At 70.5% G+C, this 17,855-nt stretch carries 18 protein-coding genes; 10 read left to right on the top strand and 8 right to left on the bottom strand.

The genetic code is table 11. The features are described from left to right. Positions 1–46 precede the first annotated feature (46 nt). Positions 47–829, top strand: coding sequence for a VOC family protein (locus AB0H50_RS13490; RefSeq protein ID WP_357450965.1), 783 nt, complete (start codon positions 47–49; stop codon positions 827–829). 75 nt (positions 830–904) lie between these two features. On the opposite strand, the gene AB0H50_RS13485 is transcribed toward AB0H50_RS13490, so the two are convergent. The 5 genes from AB0H50_RS13485 to AB0H50_RS13465 all read right to left on the bottom strand — a co-directional run bounded on the left by AB0H50_RS13485 (position 905) and on the right by AB0H50_RS13465 (position 4,731). Further along, positions 905–2,626, bottom strand: coding sequence for an urease subunit alpha (locus AB0H50_RS13485; protein WP_357450962.1), 1,722 nt, complete (start codon positions 2,624–2,626; stop codon positions 905–907). Next, complete coding sequence (locus tag AB0H50_RS13480; protein ID WP_357450959.1) at positions 2,623–2,958, bottom strand: urease subunit beta; 336 nt, start codon at positions 2,956–2,958, stop codon at positions 2,623–2,625. Before AB0H50_RS13480 ends, AB0H50_RS13485 begins: the two co-directional genes overlap by 4 nt. 78 nt (positions 2,959–3,036) lie before the next feature. Beyond that, on the bottom strand, positions 3,037–3,339 hold the full coding sequence (locus tag AB0H50_RS13475) for an urease subunit gamma (RefSeq protein WP_357450956.1): 303 nt from the start codon (positions 3,337–3,339) through the stop codon (positions 3,037–3,039). Positions 3,340–3,419: 80 nt separating this feature from the next. Then, the gene (locus AB0H50_RS13470; protein ID WP_357450953.1) at positions 3,420–3,866 is read right to left on the bottom strand and encodes a PaaI family thioesterase; all 447 of its coding nucleotides are present in this window, start codon (positions 3,864–3,866) and stop codon (positions 3,420–3,422) included. Between the two features lie 43 nt (positions 3,867–3,909). Then, positions 3,910–4,731 carry a carbonic anhydrase family protein gene (locus AB0H50_RS13465; RefSeq protein ID WP_357450950.1) on the bottom strand — a complete coding sequence of 274 codons (822 nt, stop codon included), beginning with the start codon at positions 4,729–4,731 and terminating at the stop codon, positions 3,910–3,912. Between the two features lie 610 nt (positions 4,732–5,341). Here AB0H50_RS13465 and AB0H50_RS13460 point away from each other — a divergent pair. Both AB0H50_RS13460 and AB0H50_RS13455 read left to right on the top strand, forming a co-directional pair. Beyond that, positions 5,342–6,016 carry an MspA family porin gene (locus AB0H50_RS13460; protein WP_357450948.1) on the top strand — a complete coding sequence of 225 codons (675 nt, stop codon included), beginning with the start codon at positions 5,342–5,344 and terminating at the stop codon, positions 6,014–6,016. A 67-nt stretch (positions 6,017–6,083) separates the two neighbouring features. After that, a complete protein-coding gene (locus AB0H50_RS13455) occupies positions 6,084–6,758 on the top strand; it encodes an MspA family porin (RefSeq protein ID WP_357450945.1) in 675 nt (224 codons plus the stop codon). Positions 6,759–7,106: 348 nt separating this feature from the next. Here AB0H50_RS13455 and AB0H50_RS13450 read toward each other — a convergent pair whose 3' ends face one another. The 3 genes from AB0H50_RS13450 to AB0H50_RS13440 form a co-directional block, all read right to left on the bottom strand. Then, positions 7,107–8,501, bottom strand: a complete 1,395-nt coding sequence (locus AB0H50_RS13450) for a HAMP domain-containing sensor histidine kinase (RefSeq protein ID WP_357450942.1) — start codon at positions 8,499–8,501, stop codon at positions 7,107–7,109. Next, a complete protein-coding gene (locus tag AB0H50_RS13445; protein WP_357450939.1) occupies positions 8,488–9,192 on the bottom strand; it encodes a response regulator transcription factor in 705 nt (234 codons plus the stop codon). The genes AB0H50_RS13450 and AB0H50_RS13445 overlap by 14 nt, the downstream gene beginning before the upstream one ends. Before the next feature lie 134 nt (positions 9,193–9,326). After that, on the bottom strand, positions 9,327–10,037 hold the full coding sequence (locus AB0H50_RS13440; protein WP_357450936.1) for a hypothetical protein: 711 nt from the start codon (positions 10,035–10,037) through the stop codon (positions 9,327–9,329). Between the two features lie 125 nt (positions 10,038–10,162). Between AB0H50_RS13440 and AB0H50_RS13435 the strand changes: the two genes are divergently transcribed. The 7 genes from AB0H50_RS13435 to AB0H50_RS13405 all read left to right on the top strand — a co-directional run bounded on the left by AB0H50_RS13435 (position 10,163) and on the right by AB0H50_RS13405 (position 17,702). After that, the gene (locus AB0H50_RS13435) at positions 10,163–11,209 is read left to right on the top strand and encodes an iron ABC transporter permease (RefSeq protein ID WP_357450933.1); all 1,047 of its coding nucleotides are present in this window, start codon (positions 10,163–10,165) and stop codon (positions 11,207–11,209) included. A gap of 52 nt (positions 11,210–11,261) precedes the next feature. Continuing rightward, entirely contained in the window at positions 11,262–12,371 is a 1,110-nt protein-coding gene (locus AB0H50_RS13430) for an iron chelate uptake ABC transporter family permease subunit (RefSeq protein WP_357450930.1), read from the top strand. Beyond that, positions 12,368–13,201, top strand: a complete 834-nt coding sequence (locus AB0H50_RS13425) for an ABC transporter ATP-binding protein (protein WP_357450927.1) — start codon at positions 12,368–12,370, stop codon at positions 13,199–13,201. The genes AB0H50_RS13430 and AB0H50_RS13425 overlap by 4 nt, the downstream gene beginning before the upstream one ends. A gap of 100 nt (positions 13,202–13,301) precedes the next feature. Beyond that, the gene (locus tag AB0H50_RS13420; protein ID WP_067778283.1) at positions 13,302–13,694 is read left to right on the top strand and encodes a BlaI/MecI/CopY family transcriptional regulator; all 393 of its coding nucleotides are present in this window, start codon (positions 13,302–13,304) and stop codon (positions 13,692–13,694) included. A gap of 79 nt (positions 13,695–13,773) precedes the next feature. Beyond that, positions 13,774–14,712, top strand: a complete 939-nt coding sequence (locus AB0H50_RS13415) for a M56 family metallopeptidase (RefSeq protein WP_357450924.1) — start codon at positions 13,774–13,776, stop codon at positions 14,710–14,712. 126 nt (positions 14,713–14,838) lie between these two features. Continuing rightward, positions 14,839–16,659, top strand: coding sequence for a DEAD/DEAH box helicase (locus AB0H50_RS13410; RefSeq protein WP_357450921.1), 1,821 nt, complete (start codon positions 14,839–14,841; stop codon positions 16,657–16,659). Between the two features lie 200 nt (positions 16,660–16,859). Further along, positions 16,860–17,702: a DMT family transporter gene (locus AB0H50_RS13405; protein WP_357450919.1), complete on the top strand. Its 843-nt coding sequence runs from the start codon at positions 16,860–16,862 to the stop codon at positions 17,700–17,702. The last annotated feature ends 153 nt before the right edge of the window (positions 17,703–17,855 follow it).

Genomic DNA, 17,855 nt, shown 5'->3' with positions numbered 1-17,855 from the left:
CGCCGTCGGTATCGATGTACGACAACGACACATCGAGGAGACCACGATGCACGCTGCATTCGCCACTGGCGCCCCCTGCTGGTTCGATGTCACGACCCCGGACATCCCGGCCGCGGCCGAGTTCTACACCGCCCTGTTCGACTGGACCGCCGAGGATCTGGGCCCCGAGGCGGCCCACTACACGCTGCTGCGGCAGGGGGACGCACAGGTGGCGGGCATCGCACCGGCCACCACGCCGGACGGCAGCACCGTTCCGTCGGCGTGGACGCCCTATTTCGCGGTGTCCGACGCGGCGGCCACCGTCGCCGCCGCGCGGGACGCGGGCGCGGCCGTCTTCTGCGAACCGATGGATGTCTTCGGGCAGTTGACCTTCTCGGTGCTCGCCGATCCGGCGGGCGCGACCTATGCGATCGCGCGGCTGATCACGCATCCCGGTACCCAGAACTGGGGCGCGATCAACGGTCCCTGCTGGGTGGAATACTCCACGACGGGCGCTCCCGCCGACGCGATGGCGCATTACGCCGAGGTACTCGGCTGGAAGTACACCAACGCCGCGTGGGAGACCTCAGCCGAAAACCCTTACCAGGCAGTCTCTCCCGGCGCGGGCGGCCACGAGTTCGGCGGAGCGCACCACGCGCAGCCCGGCGAGCCCGCGCCGTTCTGGTCGATGACCATCCGCGTCGCCGACGTGGACGCCGTGGTCGCTCGCGCCACGGAACTGGGCGGCAAGCTGCTCGCCGAACCGCAGGACATGCCGGGTCCCTCGCGCGTCGCCGCACTCGCCGATCCGGCCGGGGCCGCCTTCGCGATCATGTCGTTCGGCGCCTGAGATCGGTCGGGCGCACATCTCCGCTTGGGCTCCGGCCATCCGCGGGCAGTCGACGAACGCGTCCGTCAACGCCGGTCAGAAGAGGAAATACCGCTGGGCCATGGGCAGTTCCGTCGCGGGCTGCTCGGCCCACACCTCGCCGTCGACCCGGACGGTGAAGGTGTCCGGGTCCACCTCGATGCGCGGCATCGCGTCGTTGAGCGGCATGTCGGACTTGGTGAGTCGGCGAACATTCCTGACCGGCACCAGCTTCCGCCGCACCGCCAGGCGATCCGCCAGACCGGATTCGACGGCCTGCTCGGAGACGAAGTGCAGCGAGGTGGCGGCGGCGACCGGCGCGGCCGCGCCGAACATCGGGCGCGGCAGCACCGGTTGCGGCGTGGGGATGGAGGCGTTGGCGTCGCCCATCGCCGCCCAGGCGATCGCGCCGCCCTTGAGCACGGCGTGCGGGCGCACACCGAAGAACGCCGGGTCCCACAGCACCAGGTCGGCGAGCTTGCCGACTTCGACCGAGCCGATCTCGTGGTCCATGCCGTGCGCGATCGCGGGACAGATCGTGTACTTGGCGACGTAGCGGCGCACCCTGACGTTGTCGGCGGCGCCGTCGCCAGGCAGCGACCCGCGACGGCGCTTCATCACGTGCGCGGTCTGCCAGGTGCGCAGCACCACCTCGCCGATCCGTCCCATCGCCTGCGAATCGCTGCCGATCATGGAGATGGCGCCGAGATCGTGCAGCAGGTCCTCGGCGGCGATGGTGGACGGGCGAATCCGGCTCTCCGCGAACGCGAGGTCCTCCGGAATGGACGGGCTCAGGTGGTGGCACACCATGAGCATGTCCAGGTGCTCGTCGAGGGTGTTGACCGTGTGCGGACGGGTCGGGTTGGTCGAACTCGGCAGCACGTTGGGATGCGCGGCGACGGTGATGATGTCCGGTGCGTGCCCGCCGCCCGCACCCTCGGTGTGATAGGCGTGGATACCGCGTCCGGCGATGGCGGCGAGGGTGTCCTCGACGAATCCGGCCTCGTTCAAGGTGTCCGAATGCAGCGCCACCTGCACGCCGGAAGCATCCGCGACCCGCAGGCAGGCGTCGATCGCCGCCGGTGTCGACCCCCAGTCCTCGTGCAGCTTGAAACCCGATGCGCCCGCGCGCAATTGCTCCCACATGGCTTCTTCGCTGACGGTGTTTCCTTTGCCGAGCAGCGCGATGTTCAGCGGCCAGTGATCGGTGGCCTCCAGCATGCGGGCCAGATGCCAGGCGCCGGGGGTGACGGTGGTCGCCTTGGAACCCTCGGCGGGCCCGGTGCCGCCGCCGACGAGGGTGGTGATGCCGCCGCCGAGCGCCTCGTCCATCAGCTGCGGGCAGATGAAGTGCACGTGGCAGTCGATGGCGCCGGCGGTGACGATACGGCCGTTGCCCGCGATGATCTCGGTGGACGGGCCGACCACCAGATCCGGGTGCACGCCCGACATGGTGTCGGGATTGCCGGCCTTCCCGATGCCACAGATGCGTCCGTCGCGAATGCCGATGTCGGCCTTGACGATTCCCCAGTGATCGATGATCACCGCGCCGGTGACGACCGTGTCCGGCGCACCATCGGCGCGGGTCGCGCGGGACTGGCCCATGGATTCGCGCAACACCTTGCCGCCGCCGAACACGGCCTCGTCACCCGCGAGACCCGGTCCGCCGCAGCGGTCTTCGGTGATCTCGATGATCAGATCGGTGTCCGCCAACCGGATTCGGTCACCAACGGTCGGCCCGAACAGTTCGGCGTAGCGGGCCCTGCTGAGTGCGCTCACCGCTCCCCCTCGGTGGTCGACGGCGCGTCGAGCGACCCCGGCGGCGTCAGGCCGATGCCGTGCACCTCGCGGGTCCCGCCCAGCGGCACCAGCGAAACCCGTTGGCCGAGACCGGGTTCGAAACGCACCGCGGTGCCCGCGGGGATGTCCAGCCGCCGCCCGTGCGCGGCGACGCGGTCGAAGTCGAGCGCGGCGTTGGCCTGCGGGAAGTGCACGTGGCTGCCGACCTGTACGGGCCGGTCGCCGGTGTTCACCACGTCGAGCTCGATGCGGTCGCGGCCCGCGTTCAGCTCGATCTCGCCCTCCGCGCAGAAGTATTCGCCAGGAATCACGGTGTCCTCTCAGATGGCGCTGCCGGACGCAGTCCGTCCGCAGACCGCGCACGGCCGGAGCGAAGGCGGCGGTACGCCCTAGGCGATCGGGTGGTGGACGGTGACGAGCTTGGTGCCGTCCGGGAAGGTCGCCTCCACCTGCACATCGTGGATCATCTCCGGCACACCCGCCATCACGTCGTCGCGACGCAGCACCGTGCGCCCGGACGACATCAGCTCGGCGACGGTCCTGCCGTCGCGCGCGCCCTCGAGCACGTGATCGGTAATGAGCGCGACCGCCTCGGGATGGTTGAGCTCGAGCCCGCGTGCTTGCCTGCGCCTGGCCAGTTCGGCGGCGTAGCTCAGCAATAGGCGCTCCTGCTCGTGCGGCGACAGTCGCATCGGGGCTCCTCACCGGTCGGTGGACGGGTGAGGGCCATTCTGGCACGCCCGATCCGGCGTCGCCGCTCGACGGCGCAGGCTCAGTCGCGCTTGGGCAGGTTCTGCAGGCGCACCTGGCCGCGGGCCACCACCCGCTGCTGCTCGTCGGTGATCACGACCTGCCACAGCTGCTGAGTGCGGCCCTGGTGCACCGGGGTCGCCTCGCCGTAGAGGGTGCCCTCGCGCACGGCGCGCAGGAAGTCGGTGTTGTTGTTCACGCCGACGACGGTGCCGCGCTCGCCGTACCAGAAGCCGCCGCCCACGCTGGCGAGCGTCTCGATGACGGTGCAGTAGACGCCGCCGTTCTGGATGCCCGCCGGCTGGTAGAGGTGCGGCTTGACGACCCACTCGCCGCGCACCCGCTCCCCGCTGAGCTCGGTGTATCGCAGGCCGATCAGGTCCGCGAAGGTGCCCTCGCTGAGCTCGTTCATCATCTCCGGCGTGACATCGGCCAGCGAACGCACGGCCCCGGTCTCCTGTTGCGACATGACCCCAGCTTTACACCCGACGAAACCGCAGGGCGCGGCGGGTTCAGTTCCCGGCCAGCGTGACCGTCCGGCCGTTCAGCGGCTGAGTCGGCCGGTTGCTGTGCGCGAACAGCCCGTGGTAGAGCTCGACCTCGCCCGGCGCGACCGTCACGGGCGTGCTGAGCACCGTCCAGGACACGCCCTCGCTGCACGGCGGCGTGGTGAGGGAACCGTTGTAGCGGAACTGATCCCGCGCTGCGGGCAGGAACGCCGACGGATCCAGCGGGCCGCCGAAGTCGACGGCGGCGTCCGAGGTCTTCGGCGCGGCGGCCAGGATCGGCCCGAACACCGAGGCGCCCGCACCCGACTCCATCAGCACGCCGAGCACCGCGATCCGTCCCGCGGCGTTCTTGTGCACCAGGTGCAGTTCCATCGCGGCGCCGTGGCCGTCGACGGTGTGCTCGCCAGGTAGATGGAAGTGGAATTGGAGCAGGTCGTAGGGCTCGCCCGCGACGAGGATGCGGTTGCCGCTCCCCGCAGGCAGTTCGGCCTGCACGGTGTGACCGTTGTTGATCAGCCGGACCCCGGAGATCGGCCGGTAGTCGACATCGATGTGGTCGGCGGGGTCGAGCCGGGCGGAACCGGACAGATCGACCGGCGACTGCTCGTGGCCGCTGCGGCAGGTCAGGAAGTCGTGGTCCAGGTCGGCCCAGTGATCGGGCCCCTCCGCGTCGTAGTCCCAGTGCGCGGGGACGTGCGGGGACGGACTCTCGATATGACCGCGCAGGCCAGGCTGTTCAGCGCTACAGGAGAGCACGGCGAGCAAAACGGTCGCGGCGAACAGCGCGGTGATCGAGCGCGACCGGAACGAACGGTGAACGGACAAAGCGGATACTGCTCCTCGGCATCGGCACACACGGTCCCGACACGTGCCCGGACGGATCGGTACTCGGCGGTGGTCGACGCGCCGGTCTGTACGGTTTACGACGAATATCCCTTTGGGTCAGGGGATCTCGCGACTCGTGTCGGGGCGACAGACTAGGACCGCGCCGATTCGACGCGCCAGGACCGCGGAGGGCGAAAAATCTCACAGGACACGCCGGAGAAACAGCCTGTTGCCAAGTTAGGTAAGCCTGACCTATACTAATTCCGGCGTCAGGATCGAGCGAGTCCCGAGGGCTGCGGTGACCCCGATCCACTGCCGCGACGGGCTCCACGTCCCAACGTGGAGCCCGTCGCTCTTTACTTTCCCGCGCCGCCGATCTCACCGCTATCCGTTCCAATTTCCTGCTGTCACACCACATGTCGACTTCATGTCGACCGTCGACACACGATCGCAAAGAACCGGACACGCGACCTTCGGGGAGCGTTCATCGGCGCGGGCGACGCCGGTTCATCGGTCGGACAACGCGATTCGACAAGCTCGAGTGCACCTCGCGGAGGCGGTGACGCCTCGAACGCCGAGGCGCACCGTTCGAGATCTGATGAGGGGAAGTATGAGCATGAATCGCTCCAGCGGTCTGCGCGGCGGCGGCCGCATCGCCGGTGTCGGCGCCGCCGCGGCCGTTGCCATGGGCCTGCTGTCCACCGGCGCCGCTGACGCGGACACCTTCGTGCCGCTGCCGAACGGCGAGCGGGTCGGAGCGGGCGTCACGATCGCCAGGACCGGTGAGCGCGCGGTGATCTCGCCCTCGCTGGCCGCCAACGGCGCGGGCCGGGTCGCCTGGGTCTCGGGCACCGTCGTCGCGGACGTCACGGTCACCCCGGAGGGCGAGGTCGGTCCCAACAACGGTCCCGCCAACGGGCCTGGCACCAACAACTCCTCGACGCACGGCGCCTCCCAGCTGAACACCGGCTACATCGTCGGCTGCCAGGTGAGCATCGGCGACGACGCGATCAGCGCGGGTCTCTCCGGCGGCATCGATCTCAGCGGCGGCAGCCTCGGCGGCTCGATCGGCCTCGAGCTCGGTCCCGGCCAGGTGAAGTTCGTGCAGATCGACTACAAGGACATCCTGAAACCGGGCGTGTACTCGGTCGAGTACCAGGACGTGGAGATCGAGATCCAGGGCTGCGCCGGCTACGCCCAGGCCCGCGCCTACACCGTCGTCGAGATCATCGGCGACCACTACTCCAAGACCACCCTCTACGGGATGCCGTTCAGCATCGGCTGATTCCGGCAGTGGTCCACGAAACACACTCGCGCCGAAGCGACTTCAACCCTAGAGGGGCAACACCACAATGATCGATCGCAAGAGCATCGCACGAGCGGCGGGCCTCGGAGCCGCGGCCACTCTCGCGATGGGCCTGTTCTCCACCGGCGCCGCGCACGCCGACACCTTCGTGCCGCTGCCGGGCGGCCAGCTCACCAAGACCCTGTCCGACGGCACCGTCGTCACGGTGCGCCTGGTCGGCGAATCCGCCACCATCAGCCCGTCCCTCGGCTCGACCCCGGTGCACCGCAACGCCTGGGTGTCGGCCAGCGCGCAGGTCGAGCTGTCCGGCTCGAATGCCAAGGGCGGCAAGATCTATCCGGGCTACGTCGTCGGCTGCCAGGTCAATATCGACGGCGGCGGCGTCGAGGGCGGCGTCACCGGCGAGCTCGACTGGAGCGGCGACCAGGTCGAAGGGAACGTCGGCGCCGAGAGCGGCGGCGAGCTCTCGCTCGGCCCCGGTCAGGCCAGGTCGTTCTACGTCCTCGACATCGAGGAGGCCGACGACTTCGGCAACGAGTCGCACGAGCGGCGCAACAAGTTCAAGGGCACCACCGGCAGCGTCACCTGGGCGGACGAGACCATCGGCTTGTCCGGCTGCGGCGGGTACGCGCAGGCGCGCTCGTTCGTCAGGGTGAAGGTCGAGACCAGCAACGTCATGTCGGTCGTCACGCTGTGGGGCCAGCCTTTCAGCATCGGCTGATTCGGCGACCAGCAGCATCGGGGCCCGGCGTCGTTACGCCGGGCCCCGGCGTCGTGCGCCGAGAGAACGCGAGCGCCCGCGGACCTCGTCGAAGGATCGGCCATATCCCGCTAGAGGAGCGGGACCACCGGTCGGGCACCGGAATCGCCGGTGGCACACCGCCTGATTCGTCGGTCGCGCGCTCGGCCCATCGAGCGGATGACCCGCCTCAGGCGACGCGCAGCGTCCTCCTCCGTGACGAACGACGATGTCCGGCCGGAGATTCCGGTGACCGGTTCGGTGCGCTGCCGCACGCTGATCATGATGACCGAAATTCGTTGCGGTGATTCGATCGTTCGGATTGCGATTTCATGACGAACTCGTGACCGCCGCCGCAGGCAGCCATACGACGAAACGGGCGCCGCCCGCCGGCCGTTCCAGGCATGCGATGCTGCCGCGGTGCGCGGCCACCGTCTCGGCGACGAGGGCGAGCCCGATGCCGGTACCCGCCGTCGAACGCCGGCCGGTGCGGACGGTCGCGAAGCGCTCGAAGATGCGCGCCCGGTCCGCTTCCGGCACACCGGGACCCGCGTCGTCGACGGTGAGCACGGCGCGCAAACCCTCCCTGCCGACGCGCACCGCGACGACGCCCTCGCCGTGCCGGTCCGCGTTCTCCAGCAGATTCGCCACCGCGCGTTCCAGCTCGATCTTGCGGCCGTCGACGACGACGTCGTCCTCGACGTGCAGCAGCCCGGTGTCGTAGGCCCGTGCCGCCAGGGTGTTGGTCAGCAGGTCCGCGAGGGAGAGCGGCTCCAGATCCGAGCGGTGAATGCCCGCCTCCGCCCTGGCCAGCGCGAGCAGGTCCTCGAGCAGCCGCCGCAGGTGGTCGAGTTCGGCGTTCACCAGCCCCAAGGCCTGGCGTGACCGCTCGGGCAGTTCCTCGGTGTTCCTGGTCAGCACGGCGACCCCGGTGGTCAGCGTGGTCAGCGGGGTGCGCAGTTCGTGGCCGATGTCGGAGACCAGCCTGCGTTCCCGTTCGATGCGCTGCTGCAGTGCGTCGACCATGGCGTTGAACGCGTCCACCGTGGTCGACAGGTCGCGGTCGCGCGAGCGCGGCAGCCGGATCTCGTGCTCGCCCGCGGCGATGCGCGCCGCGGTCCCGGCCACCTGGCGCAGCGGTTTCAGCGCGTGCCTGCTGGCCCACACACCGAGCGCCGCGCCGATCGCGACCGCGCCGAGCCCGCAGACGACGAGTACGTTGCGCAGCATGCGCAGGGTGGCCTCGAGTTCGGCCAGCGGGGCGAATTCGTAGAGCACGCCGCCCTTTTCGCCGAGCGCCACCCCGGTGCGCAGGTACGACCGCCCGTCCAGGGTGACGCGTTCGGTGGGGCCGGGGCCGCGCCTGCCGTGCCCCCGCGGCAGCACCACCGCCGGGTCGGCGTCGAAATCCGGGTCGCTGCTGAACCATTCGGAGTTCCACCGCAGCAGCACCACCGTGCCTGCGGGCGGGCTCAGCGCGCCGAGGGCGGCGGCGCCGGTCACGCCCGGTTCGTCGAGCAGCGTACCGAGCATTTCGGCGTGCGCCTCCGCGCCGCGCTCCACCGCGCGGACACGCTGGGATTCCATGTAGTCACGCCCGATCAGGAACACCGCCGCCACCAGGACCAAGGCCACCAGGCTCGCGCTCGACGCGAACGCGAAGACGACGCGCCCCCGCAGACTTCGCAACGGGGTCGGCGCGCAGCGGCGATCACTCCTGGACATCGAGGCGGTAGCCGAGGCCGCGCACGGTGACGATCAGGCGGGGGTCGGAGGCGTCGCGCTCGATCTTGGTGCGCAGCCGTCGCATGTGCACGTCGACGATCCGCTCGTCGCCGAAGAAGCCGCGGTCCCAGACCCGGTCCAGCAGCACGGCGCGGCTCAGCACGAAGCCCGGATTCTCGGCCAGCTCGCAGAGCAGCCGGAACTCGGTCAGCGTGAGGTGCAGGTCGTCCCCGCCGCACCGTGCGATGCCGCGCTGTGGCGAAAGCACGATGCGACGCGCGGCGTCCAGCAGGATGTCTTGCGGCGCATCGCGTTCGGCGGTCAGACCCGCGCGCCGGCGCAGCGCCCGCATCCGGGCGGTGATCTCCTTGACCTCGAACGGCTTGGTGACGAAATCGTCCGCGCCCGCCTCCAGGGCGGCCACCACGTCGTGGGTGTCGTCGCGGGCGCTCACCACGATGATGGGCACCTGGTGGTCGCGCCGGATCTCCCTGATGCAGGTGAAGCCGTCCATACCGCCGAGCACCAGGTCGATGATCATCACGTCCGGTGCGCCGTTGTCGCGCAGGTGATCCAGCGCGGATTCCGCGGCTTCCGCCTCGGCGACGTCGTAGCCCTCGTCCTCCATCGCCAGCCGCAGGGCGGTCCGCACCCGGTCGTCGTCCTCCACGATCATCAGCTGCGTACTCATAGCCACTCCTCGCGCTGACGATCGGGCCTTCCCGGACATCGCCGCGCCGCGTCAGCATCGGCCGCGGTTCACCAGCGCGCAACATACCCGGCGTAGGTGACGACGAAACGGACGCGCGGCGAACGACGGTGGACTCAGCGGACCAGGCAGGCGGTGCGCCGGACCGGCAGGCCGCGCTCCTCCAGCGCGAGCAGCAGTCCCTGGCCGCGGCGGGCGCCGTCCTCGGCGTCGGTGCGGGCCAGAGCGGGCACGTAGGTCGCCGCGCCCACGAGGGATTCGCCCACCAGCGACCAGAATCGCCGCGAGCTCAGTCCGGAGCACTTGGCCAGACCCTGTTGGATCAAGGTCAGCGAGGGCTCGCAGCGGTGGGCCAGCCAGACGAACATGGCGCGCTCGCACGGCAGCGTCACGACACCGGCGCGGCCGGCGCGGCTTTCGCTATCGATCACTCGAATCGTGGTGTCCTCCAAGCCGGCCCAGTCGATACCGCCGTCGTTGTCGTGGTGCACCCACAGGTTCTCCAGGCCGGGATCCCACGCCTTGCCCTCGGCGACGAGCAGCGCGGCCACCCGGCCGATCACCGCGTGGATGAGCGCGGTCGCGACCACCTCGGCGGCGGTGTCGGCGCTGATCATCTCGGCGGCGTGGCGGCGGTACATCAGCTCGATCCGGCCCTCGCGCAAGCCTTCCGACAGCTTCCACCACCGGCGTTTGCCCTGATCGGCCATCGCGGCAACGGCATACACTCGCGGATGCTCCGGCTGCAATGCCCGCAGCCGGTTGCAGGCGCGACCGAACGGCGCCTCGGCGTCGCGGGCCTGGCGGGTTGTCAATGGCTCGAGCATCGAACCTCCTCGGGGTCGGCTCCTCATAGAAGTCGGATTCGGAAGATAGGTTAGGCTTACCCAACCTGGCAAGCCCAGGGCTACGTGAAGTCGGCAGCACATCGAGTCAGGAGCAGTTCGTCGCCGTGACACCCCTTGGCACCGTGAGGCGGCGTCGCCTGACCGGTCTCGTCCTCTTGTTCGCGCTGCTCACGCTCGCCGCGGTGGCCAGCATCGCGCTCGGTTCCCGCTCGCTCGCGCCCGGCACCGTCTACGACGCCGTGCACGACGCGCTGACCTGCCAGGGCGGCCCGTTCAGCTGCCCCGCGCAGACCGTCGAGGAGCAGATCGTGCGGTCGCTGCGACTCCCCCGCACGGCGCTCGCGGTGGTCACCGGGATGGCGCTCGGCATCACCGGCGCGCTGATTCAGGGCTACACCCGCAACCCGCTCGCCGACGCGGGCTTGCTCGGACTCAATTCCGGCGCAGCGTTTCTCGCCGCGCTGAGCATGTACGTATTCGGCTTCACCCTGCCCGAGCAGTACATCTGGTTCGCCTTCGCCGGAGCGCTGCTGACCGGACTCGCCGTCTTCGGGTTCTCCTCCCTCGGCGGCGGCAAGGCCAGTCCGCTCAGCCTGGTGCTCGCGGGCGCGGCGCTCACCGCGTTGCTCCAGGCGATGACGAATGCCATCGTGCTGCTCGACCCCGCGGCGCTGGACACCTACCGCTTCTGGGTCGTCGGCGCGGTCGCCGGGCGAGACGCCCAGGTGTTCTGGCAGGTGCTGCCATTCCTGGCGGCCGGGCTCGCGCTCGCCGTCGCGGCCGCGCCCGGACTCAACCTGCTCACCCTCGGCGACGAGGTGGCGCGCGGGCTCGGCGTGCACATCGGCCGCAGCCGCGCCCTCGGACTCACCGCGGTGGTGCTGCTGTGCGGCGCCGCGACCGCCGCCGTGGGGCCGATCGCCTTCCTCGGCCTCATCGTCCCGCACCTGGCGCGGATGATCACCGGGCCCGACTTCCGTTGGCTGGTGCCGTATTCGGGGTTGATCGGCGCGCTGCTGTTGCTCGTCACCGACACCGCGGGCAGGCTCGTCGCGCGCCCGGGCGAGCTCCAGGCCGGTGTGATGCTGGCCGCCGTCGGCGCTCCCTTCTTCATCGCGCTCGTGCGCCGTCGAAAGCTGGTGAACCTGTGAGACTCGGCTGCTCCACCCCCGCGCCCGCCGGGAGGTCGCGATGAATGTCGGCGTGAAAACAGCCGCCCGACAATCAGATTCGACGAATCTGCGCCGGGTGCGGCCCGCCCTGCGACTCGGCCCGGTGTCGCTGGTGTTGCGACCGGCCATGGTCGCGATCGTGCTCGTGCTCGCCGCGCTCGCGTTCGCGCTGTTCTGTCTCGACATCGCCGTGGGCGACACGCACATTCCGATCGGGCGGGTGCTCGACGTACTCTCCGGCGGCGGAAGCCGCTCGCAGCGCTACATCGTGCTGGACTCGCGGCTGCCGCGTGCGCTCACCGGCCTCGTCGTCGGCGCCGCGCTCGGACTGGCGGGCGCGATCACCCAGTCGATCCTGCACAACCCGCTGGCCAGCCCGGACATGCTCGGCATCACCACCGGCGCGAGCCTGGGCGCGGTCTCGGTGCTCGTCGCCAGCGGCGGCGCCACCACGGGCTTCGCGGCCACCTTCGGCGCGCCGCTGGCCGCGCTGCTCGGCGGACTGCTCACCGCCGCGGCGATCTACGTCCTCGCGCTTGGCCGCACCGCCACCGGCGAATTCGGCGCGACCGGCCTGCGGCTGGTGCTCATCGGCATCGGCGTCAACGCGCTGCTCATGGCGGGCATCAACTGGGTGCTCACCCGCGGGACCTGGCAGGACGCCGCCAGGGCGCAGCTGTGGCTGACCGGATCGCTCAACGGCGCGCAGCGCGACCAGCTCGTGCCCGCCGCGCTGGCGCTGGCTTTCGTCGCGCTCGTCGCGCTCGGTTCGGCGCGCACTTTGGCCGCGCTGCGGCTGGGCACCGAGACCACCCGGGTGCTCGGCGTGCGGATCCAGACCCAGCAGGCCATCCTGATCGGCGCCTCGGTGGTGGCCGCGTCCGTGGCGACCGCGGCCGCAGGTCCGGTCGCGTTCGTCGCGCTCGCCGGGCCGCAGATCGCGCGGCGACTGCTGCGCACGCCGGGGGAACCATTGATCGGCTCGGCGTTGATCGGTGCCATCCTGGTGGTCGGAGCGGACGCGGCCGCGCGGACGCTGTTCCCGGTGGACCTGCCCGTCGGCATCGTGACCGCCGGATTCGGCGGACCGTTCCTGCTGTACCTGCTCGTGCGTATGAATCGGAAGGCGACCCTGTCATGACCGTCACCACCACCGCCGCCGCGCACCAGCTGGCCGCCGATGGCATCAGTCTCGGCTACGGCGATCGCGTCATCGTCGACGGCCTCACCCTGGACATCACGCCCGGCGTGATCACCACCGTCATCGGCCCCAACGGCTGCGGCAAGTCCACCCTGCTGCGCTCGCTCGGCAGGCTGCTGCGGCCGCGGGCGGGTCGAATCCTGTTGGACGGCAAGGCCATCTCGTCGATGAAGACCAAAGACGTCGCGCGCGTGGTCGGCATGCTGCCGCAGACGCCGGTCGCGCCGGAGGGGCTGACCGTCGCCGATCTCGTCGCGCGCGGCCGTCATCCACATCAGTCCTGGATCCGGCAGTGGTCCGCGGCCGACGAGGCCGAGGTGACGACCGCGCTCGAGCAAACCGGCATCGCCGATCTCGCCGACCGCGCGCTCGACGAGCTCTCCGGCGGCCAGCGTCAGCGCGCATGGATCTCCATGGCACTGGCGCAGGGCACCGACATCCTGCTGCTCGACGAGCCGACGACCTACCTGGACCTCGCGCATTCGCTCGAGGTCCTCGATCTGGTCGACCGGCTGCACGACGAGCTCGGACGCACCGTGGTGATGGTGCTGCACGATCTGAACCTGGCCATTCGATACAGCGATCAGCTGATCGTCATGCACGCCGGACGGATCGTCGCGCAGGGCGGCCCGTCCGACATCGTCACCGCCGCGCTGCTGAAAGAGGTCTTCGGGCTGGACGCGTCGGTGCTCGAAGACCCGGTGTCCGGCAGGCCGATGATCGTGCCGATCGGTACACGGCACGTACTGCCCGGCGCGTCGGCGGAGTGATCCATCCGGGGCGCGAGATATGACCAATACCACACAGCAACCAAACAGTTACGACAGGGTGTAGTACGCATTCGTGTCGTTGTGTCCGTAAACTTGGGGAATGGCAGGACTCGGTGAACTCGAGAAAGCGGTCATGGACCAGTTGTGGTCGAGCGACGAACCGCAGACCGTCCGGCAAGTGCACGAAGCGCTCGCCGCGCGCCGCGAACTCGCGTACACCACGGTGATGACCGTGTTGCAGCGACTCGCCAAGAAGAATCTGGTGGTCCAGCGGCGCGACGATCGCGCGCATCGGTACGCGCCCGTGCACACCCGTGACGAGTTGGTCGCCTCGCTCATGGTCGACGCGCTGCAACAGGCCGACGCGGCGGGCAGCCGCGCCGCCGCCTTGGTGCATTTCGTGGAACAGGTCGGACGCGACGAAGCGGATGCGCTACGCGAGGCACTCGCTAAGCTCGAAGCATCCGAAGGCAATCAACCACCGCCCAAGTAGTATCGGGGATGGCCTCTCGGCCCCCGGGCCTCACAATGCCGTGAGCGCGCCGGTCCCCACAACGCAGTGAGCTGAGTCGATGAACGCAACCGCGCCGGTCTTCGCCGGTCTCGCCTTGCTTCTCGCGGGGCCCGCCCCTGCGCTTCTCAGCCGTGCGACCTGGCCGTACCGGACACCGCGCGCCGCGCTCGTGCTGTGGCAGGCCATCGCGCTCGCCGCCGTGCTCAGCGCCTTCGGTTCCGGGCTCGCCATCGCCGCCGAGCTGCTGGTGCCGGGACCCGACGGACGTCCGACCACCTCCCCCACCCGGGAGATCGACGCCCTCGGGCTGCCCCTGTGGCTGGCCTACGTCACCGTCTTCGCGCTGACCTTGCTGATCGGCGCGCGACTGATCTTCTCGGTGATCCGCGTCGGTGTGCACACCCGCAGGCGGCGGGCCAGGCACCGCATGCTGGTCGACCTGCTCGACCAGAGCGGCCCGCACCGGCGCGCGCACGACATCCGTGTGCTCGCCGCCACCGAGCCGATCGCCTATTGCCTGCCCGGCCTGCGTCAGCGCGTCGTGCTCAGCGCGGGCACGCTGACCAACCTGGACCATTCCGAGGTCACCGCCATCGTCAGCCACGAGCGCTCGCACCTGCGGGCCAGGCACGACCTGGTGCTCGAGGCGTTCACCGCCGTGCACGAGGCGTTTCCCCGGGTGGTGCGCAGCAAGGCCGCACTCGGCTCGGTGAAGCTGCTCATCGAGTTGCTCGCCGACGATTCCGCGGTCAAGGTCACCGGACCCACGCCGCTCGCGCGGGCTCTGGTGGCGTGCGCGAAGTCCACCGCGCCGCAGGGCGCGCTGGCCGCGGGCGGACCGACCACGCTGATTCGCATCCAGCGACTGAGCGGACGGATCGGTGATTTCCGGGTGGCGTCGGCCGCCTATCTCGGCTCGATCGCCATCCTCGTGGTTCCCACGTTGGCCGTCGCGGTACCCTGGCTGGTCGAACTCAGCCGGTTGTTCAACCACTGATATCGCCGAGCCGGCGTCGCGCCGGTCGCCTTCGATGCACCTCACCTCGGGACGTCGCCGTCCACCACCACGCCCGTTCGCGCGCCGATCACGCGCGCGCACGAGACACGAAAGGCCTGCACCCCTTTGACTCCCTCGCCCGCCGCCGCGGCACCCAGCGTCACCTTCGCTGACCTGGGCCTGCCCGTTCCGATCGTCCAGGCACTGCGCCGCGACGGCATCGAGGCGCCCTTCCCCATCCAGGCCGCGACGGTTCCGGACACCCTCGCGGGCAAGGACGTGCTCGGCCGCGGACCTACCGGTTCCGGCAAGACGCTGGCATTCGGACTGCCCATGCTGGCGCGCCTCGCGGGCGGCGCCGCCAAGCCCGGCAGGCCGCGCGGGTTGGTGCTGGTGCCGACCAGGGAGCTGGCCGCGCAGATCGAACGCGCGCTCGACGAGCCCGCGCTGGCCCTCGGCCTGCGCATCGCCTCGGTGGTGGGCGGCTCGCCGATCAAGCGGCAGGCCGACCGGCTGGCGCGCGGAGTCGACCTGCTCATCGCCACCCCCGGCCGGTTGCAGGACCTGATCCTGCAAGGCTCGGCCGACCTGTCCGACGTGCTGATCACCGCGTTGGACGAAGCCGACCACATGGCCGACATGGGCTTCCTGCCGCAGGTCACCAAGCTGCTCGACCGGACACCGAGAGACGGCCAGCGCCTGCTGTTCTCGGCCACCTTGGACGGCGAGGTGGACAAGCTGGTCAAGCGCTACCTGCGCTCCCCCGTCACGCACTCCACCGCGCCGCCGTCGGCCGCGGTCACCACCATGTCGCACCACCTGCTGTACGTGCGCAAGGCCGACAAGCGCGAGGTGATCGCCGAGATCGCTTCCCGCGACGGGCTCACCATCCTGTTCGTGCGCACCAAGCACGGCGCGGACCGGCTCGCCAAACAACTACGCGCCTCCGGCATCGCGACGGGCGCGCTACATGGCGGCAAGGCGCAGAACAACCGGACGAGGACGCTGGCGGCGTTCGCCGACGGCAGCGTGCCCGTGCTCGTCACCACCGACGTCGCCGCCCGCGGCATCCACGTGGACGGCATCTCCCTCGTCGTGCACGTCGACCCGCCCGCCGAACCCAAGGCCTACCTGCACCGGGCAGGCCGCACCGCGCGCGCTGGCGAGGACGGCGTCGTCGTCACCTTGGTCACCGAGGCCGAGCGCACCGACGTGGAGAAGATGACCCGCAAGGCCGGGGTCGACATCGAAGGCGTCGATGTCACACCGGGCGACAAGCGCCTGGCGGCGATCACCGGCGCGCGTCGGCCGTCGGGAGTGCCTGTCACTTTGCCGGGAGCGGCGGTGGCGAAGCAGTCGGTGGAGCCTCGAGCCGAGGCCAAGGCGAGGTCTACCGGGCGCCGCGCCGGCACCGAAACGCGGTCCACCGGGCGCCGCGCCGCGACCGAGGCGAAGTCCAGTGGGCGTCGCACCGGTGCCGAAGCGGGCTCCACCCCGCGTCGCGCCGCCGCCAAGGGAGCGGCGACCAATGGGCGTCGCCCCGCGGCAGCGGCGAATACCGACGGGCACCGCACCGCCCCCGAAACGAACTCCACCGCGCGCCGCCACTCCGTCGAGGCGACGTCTGCCGGCGAAACTCCGACCTCCCGCGGTCCTGGACGGCGGTCCCGCGGCAACCGCTCGACCACGCCCCCGGCGGGCCGCGGGAATCACGCCGCCGACCCGCGCTCGACCGAAAACCGCCGCGCCACAACCGAACCCGCGCGCCGATCGACCACGGACGGCGCATCGACCGCACACACCGCCCCGAACCGCCGCCGCAGCGACGCCCCCGACCGCAGCGCACCCCGCGCCGACGGCTCCACCCCCGTCCCCCGTACCCGCGCCGGACGCCGCTCCACCGAAGCCCGAGACACCACCGGCGGGCGTCGCCGCCGCCCCAACTGACCCACTCGACCGCCGGTTCCACCCGCCGATAGCGGTCCTCGCAGACCTTCTGCACGCTTCACACGGGTTCTGAGGTCTGCGAAGGGTATGGAAAGCATGCGAGGTTGGGTGGGCTGCGCGACACGCCCGGGATGCAATGGCGACGCGCCGGGTGGGGCGGACGGATCAGCGAGCTGGCTAATTCGGGGCAAACTGGAGTGGTGCATGATCCGTTGTGGGCGGTGGTTTGCGCGCTCGTGGCAGCGCTGTTGTTCGCGGTGGCCGCGGTAGCTCAGCATCGGGCCGCGGCGGCGGTGCCGGAGGAGCACTCGCTGGTGGGGACGCTACTGCGCAGTCCGCGGTGGTGGGCAGGGATCGGCGGGGACGCGGGCGGCTACGCGATGCAGGTCGTCGCGCTCGCGCTGGGGGCGGTGCTGCTGGTGCAGCCGATTCTGGTGAGTGCGCTGGTGTTCGCGCTGCCACTTTCGGCGCGGCTCAACGGCCGACGGGTCGGGGCGCGCAACTGGGCCGGCGCGCTGGCGCTCGTCGCGGCGCTGGCCTGCTTTCTCGTGATCGGCAATCCTTCCGAAGGGGATTCGACTGCGCCGCTGGGTGATTGGATCGTCCCGCTGGCGATTCTGCTAGGCGCGGTCGGCGGTGCGGTCGCGCTGGCGCTCGGCACGGCCGAGGGCGGACTCCGCGCCCTGCTGTTCGGCGCTGCGGGCGGCGCGCTGTTCGGGCTGGCCGCCGCGCTGACCTCCTACGTCACGGATCTGTTCGAGCACGGTCTCGGCCACGTCCTCGGCAGCTGGCAGACGTGGGCGCTGGTCGCCGCCGGCTTGATCGGCGTCTACTTCCAGCAGCGCGCCTTCCAAGCCGGTTCGCTCACCGCCTCGCTGCCCGCCGTCACGATCGCCGAACCGCTGGCGGCCGCATTCCTCGGCCTGACGGTGCTCGACGAACAGCTGCGCACCAACGGTTTCGGGGTGGTGGTCACCGCGGCCGCCGTGCTCGTCATGTGCGTTACCGCGATCCAATTGTCGCGCGCACAAGCCGCCGCCTGATCGACTGCGTCCGTTTCGCCACATGCGGTGCCGCCTTCGAAATTGCCGTCGGTCACTCGCGGAGCAGCGCCCGCGAACCCGCAGCCTTGCGACCGGATGCATTGAGACACAAACGGTTCCACCGAGCGCCGCGCACACGGATGTCTCGTCCTC

This window comes from Nocardia sp. NPDC050793 (assembly GCF_040654065.1).
Taxonomy (GTDB): Bacteria; Actinomycetota; Actinomycetes; order Mycobacteriales; family Mycobacteriaceae; genus Nocardia.
Note: the sequence above shows the minus strand (reverse complement) of the source record. Positions and strands in the feature narration are given on the sequence as shown.

What these genes read in the sequence shown, in the direction of transcription:
- AB0H50_RS13440 (WP_357450936.1), bottom strand. Translation starts at nt 10,037, where the DNA reads ATGCTCGAGCCATTGACAACCCGCCAGGCCCGCGACGCCGAGGCGCCG.
- AB0H50_RS13450 (WP_357450942.1), bottom strand. Translation starts at nt 8,501, where the DNA reads ATGTCCAGGAGTGATCGCCGCTGCGCGCCGACCCCGTTGCGAAGTCTG.
- AB0H50_RS13415 (WP_357450924.1), top strand. Translation starts at nt 13,774, where the DNA reads ATGAACGCAACCGCGCCGGTCTTCGCCGGTCTCGCCTTGCTTCTCGCG.
- AB0H50_RS13460 (WP_357450948.1), top strand. Translation starts at nt 5,342, where the DNA reads ATGAGCATGAATCGCTCCAGCGGTCTGCGCGGCGGCGGCCGCATCGCC.
- AB0H50_RS13475 (WP_357450956.1), bottom strand. Translation starts at nt 3,339, where the DNA reads ATGCGACTGTCGCCGCACGAGCAGGAGCGCCTATTGCTGAGCTACGCC.
- AB0H50_RS13445 (WP_357450939.1), bottom strand. Translation starts at nt 9,192, where the DNA reads ATGAGTACGCAGCTGATGATCGTGGAGGACGACGACCGGGTGCGGACC.
- AB0H50_RS13420 (WP_067778283.1), top strand. Translation starts at nt 13,302, where the DNA reads ATGGCAGGACTCGGTGAACTCGAGAAAGCGGTCATGGACCAGTTGTGG.
- AB0H50_RS13490 (WP_357450965.1), top strand. Translation starts at nt 47, where the DNA reads ATGCACGCTGCATTCGCCACTGGCGCCCCCTGCTGGTTCGATGTCACG.
- AB0H50_RS13425 (WP_357450927.1), top strand. Translation starts at nt 12,368, where the DNA reads ATGACCGTCACCACCACCGCCGCCGCGCACCAGCTGGCCGCCGATGGC.
- AB0H50_RS13470 (WP_357450953.1), bottom strand. Translation starts at nt 3,866, where the DNA reads ATGTCGCAACAGGAGACCGGGGCCGTGCGTTCGCTGGCCGATGTCACG.
- AB0H50_RS13455 (WP_357450945.1), top strand. Translation starts at nt 6,084, where the DNA reads ATGATCGATCGCAAGAGCATCGCACGAGCGGCGGGCCTCGGAGCCGCG.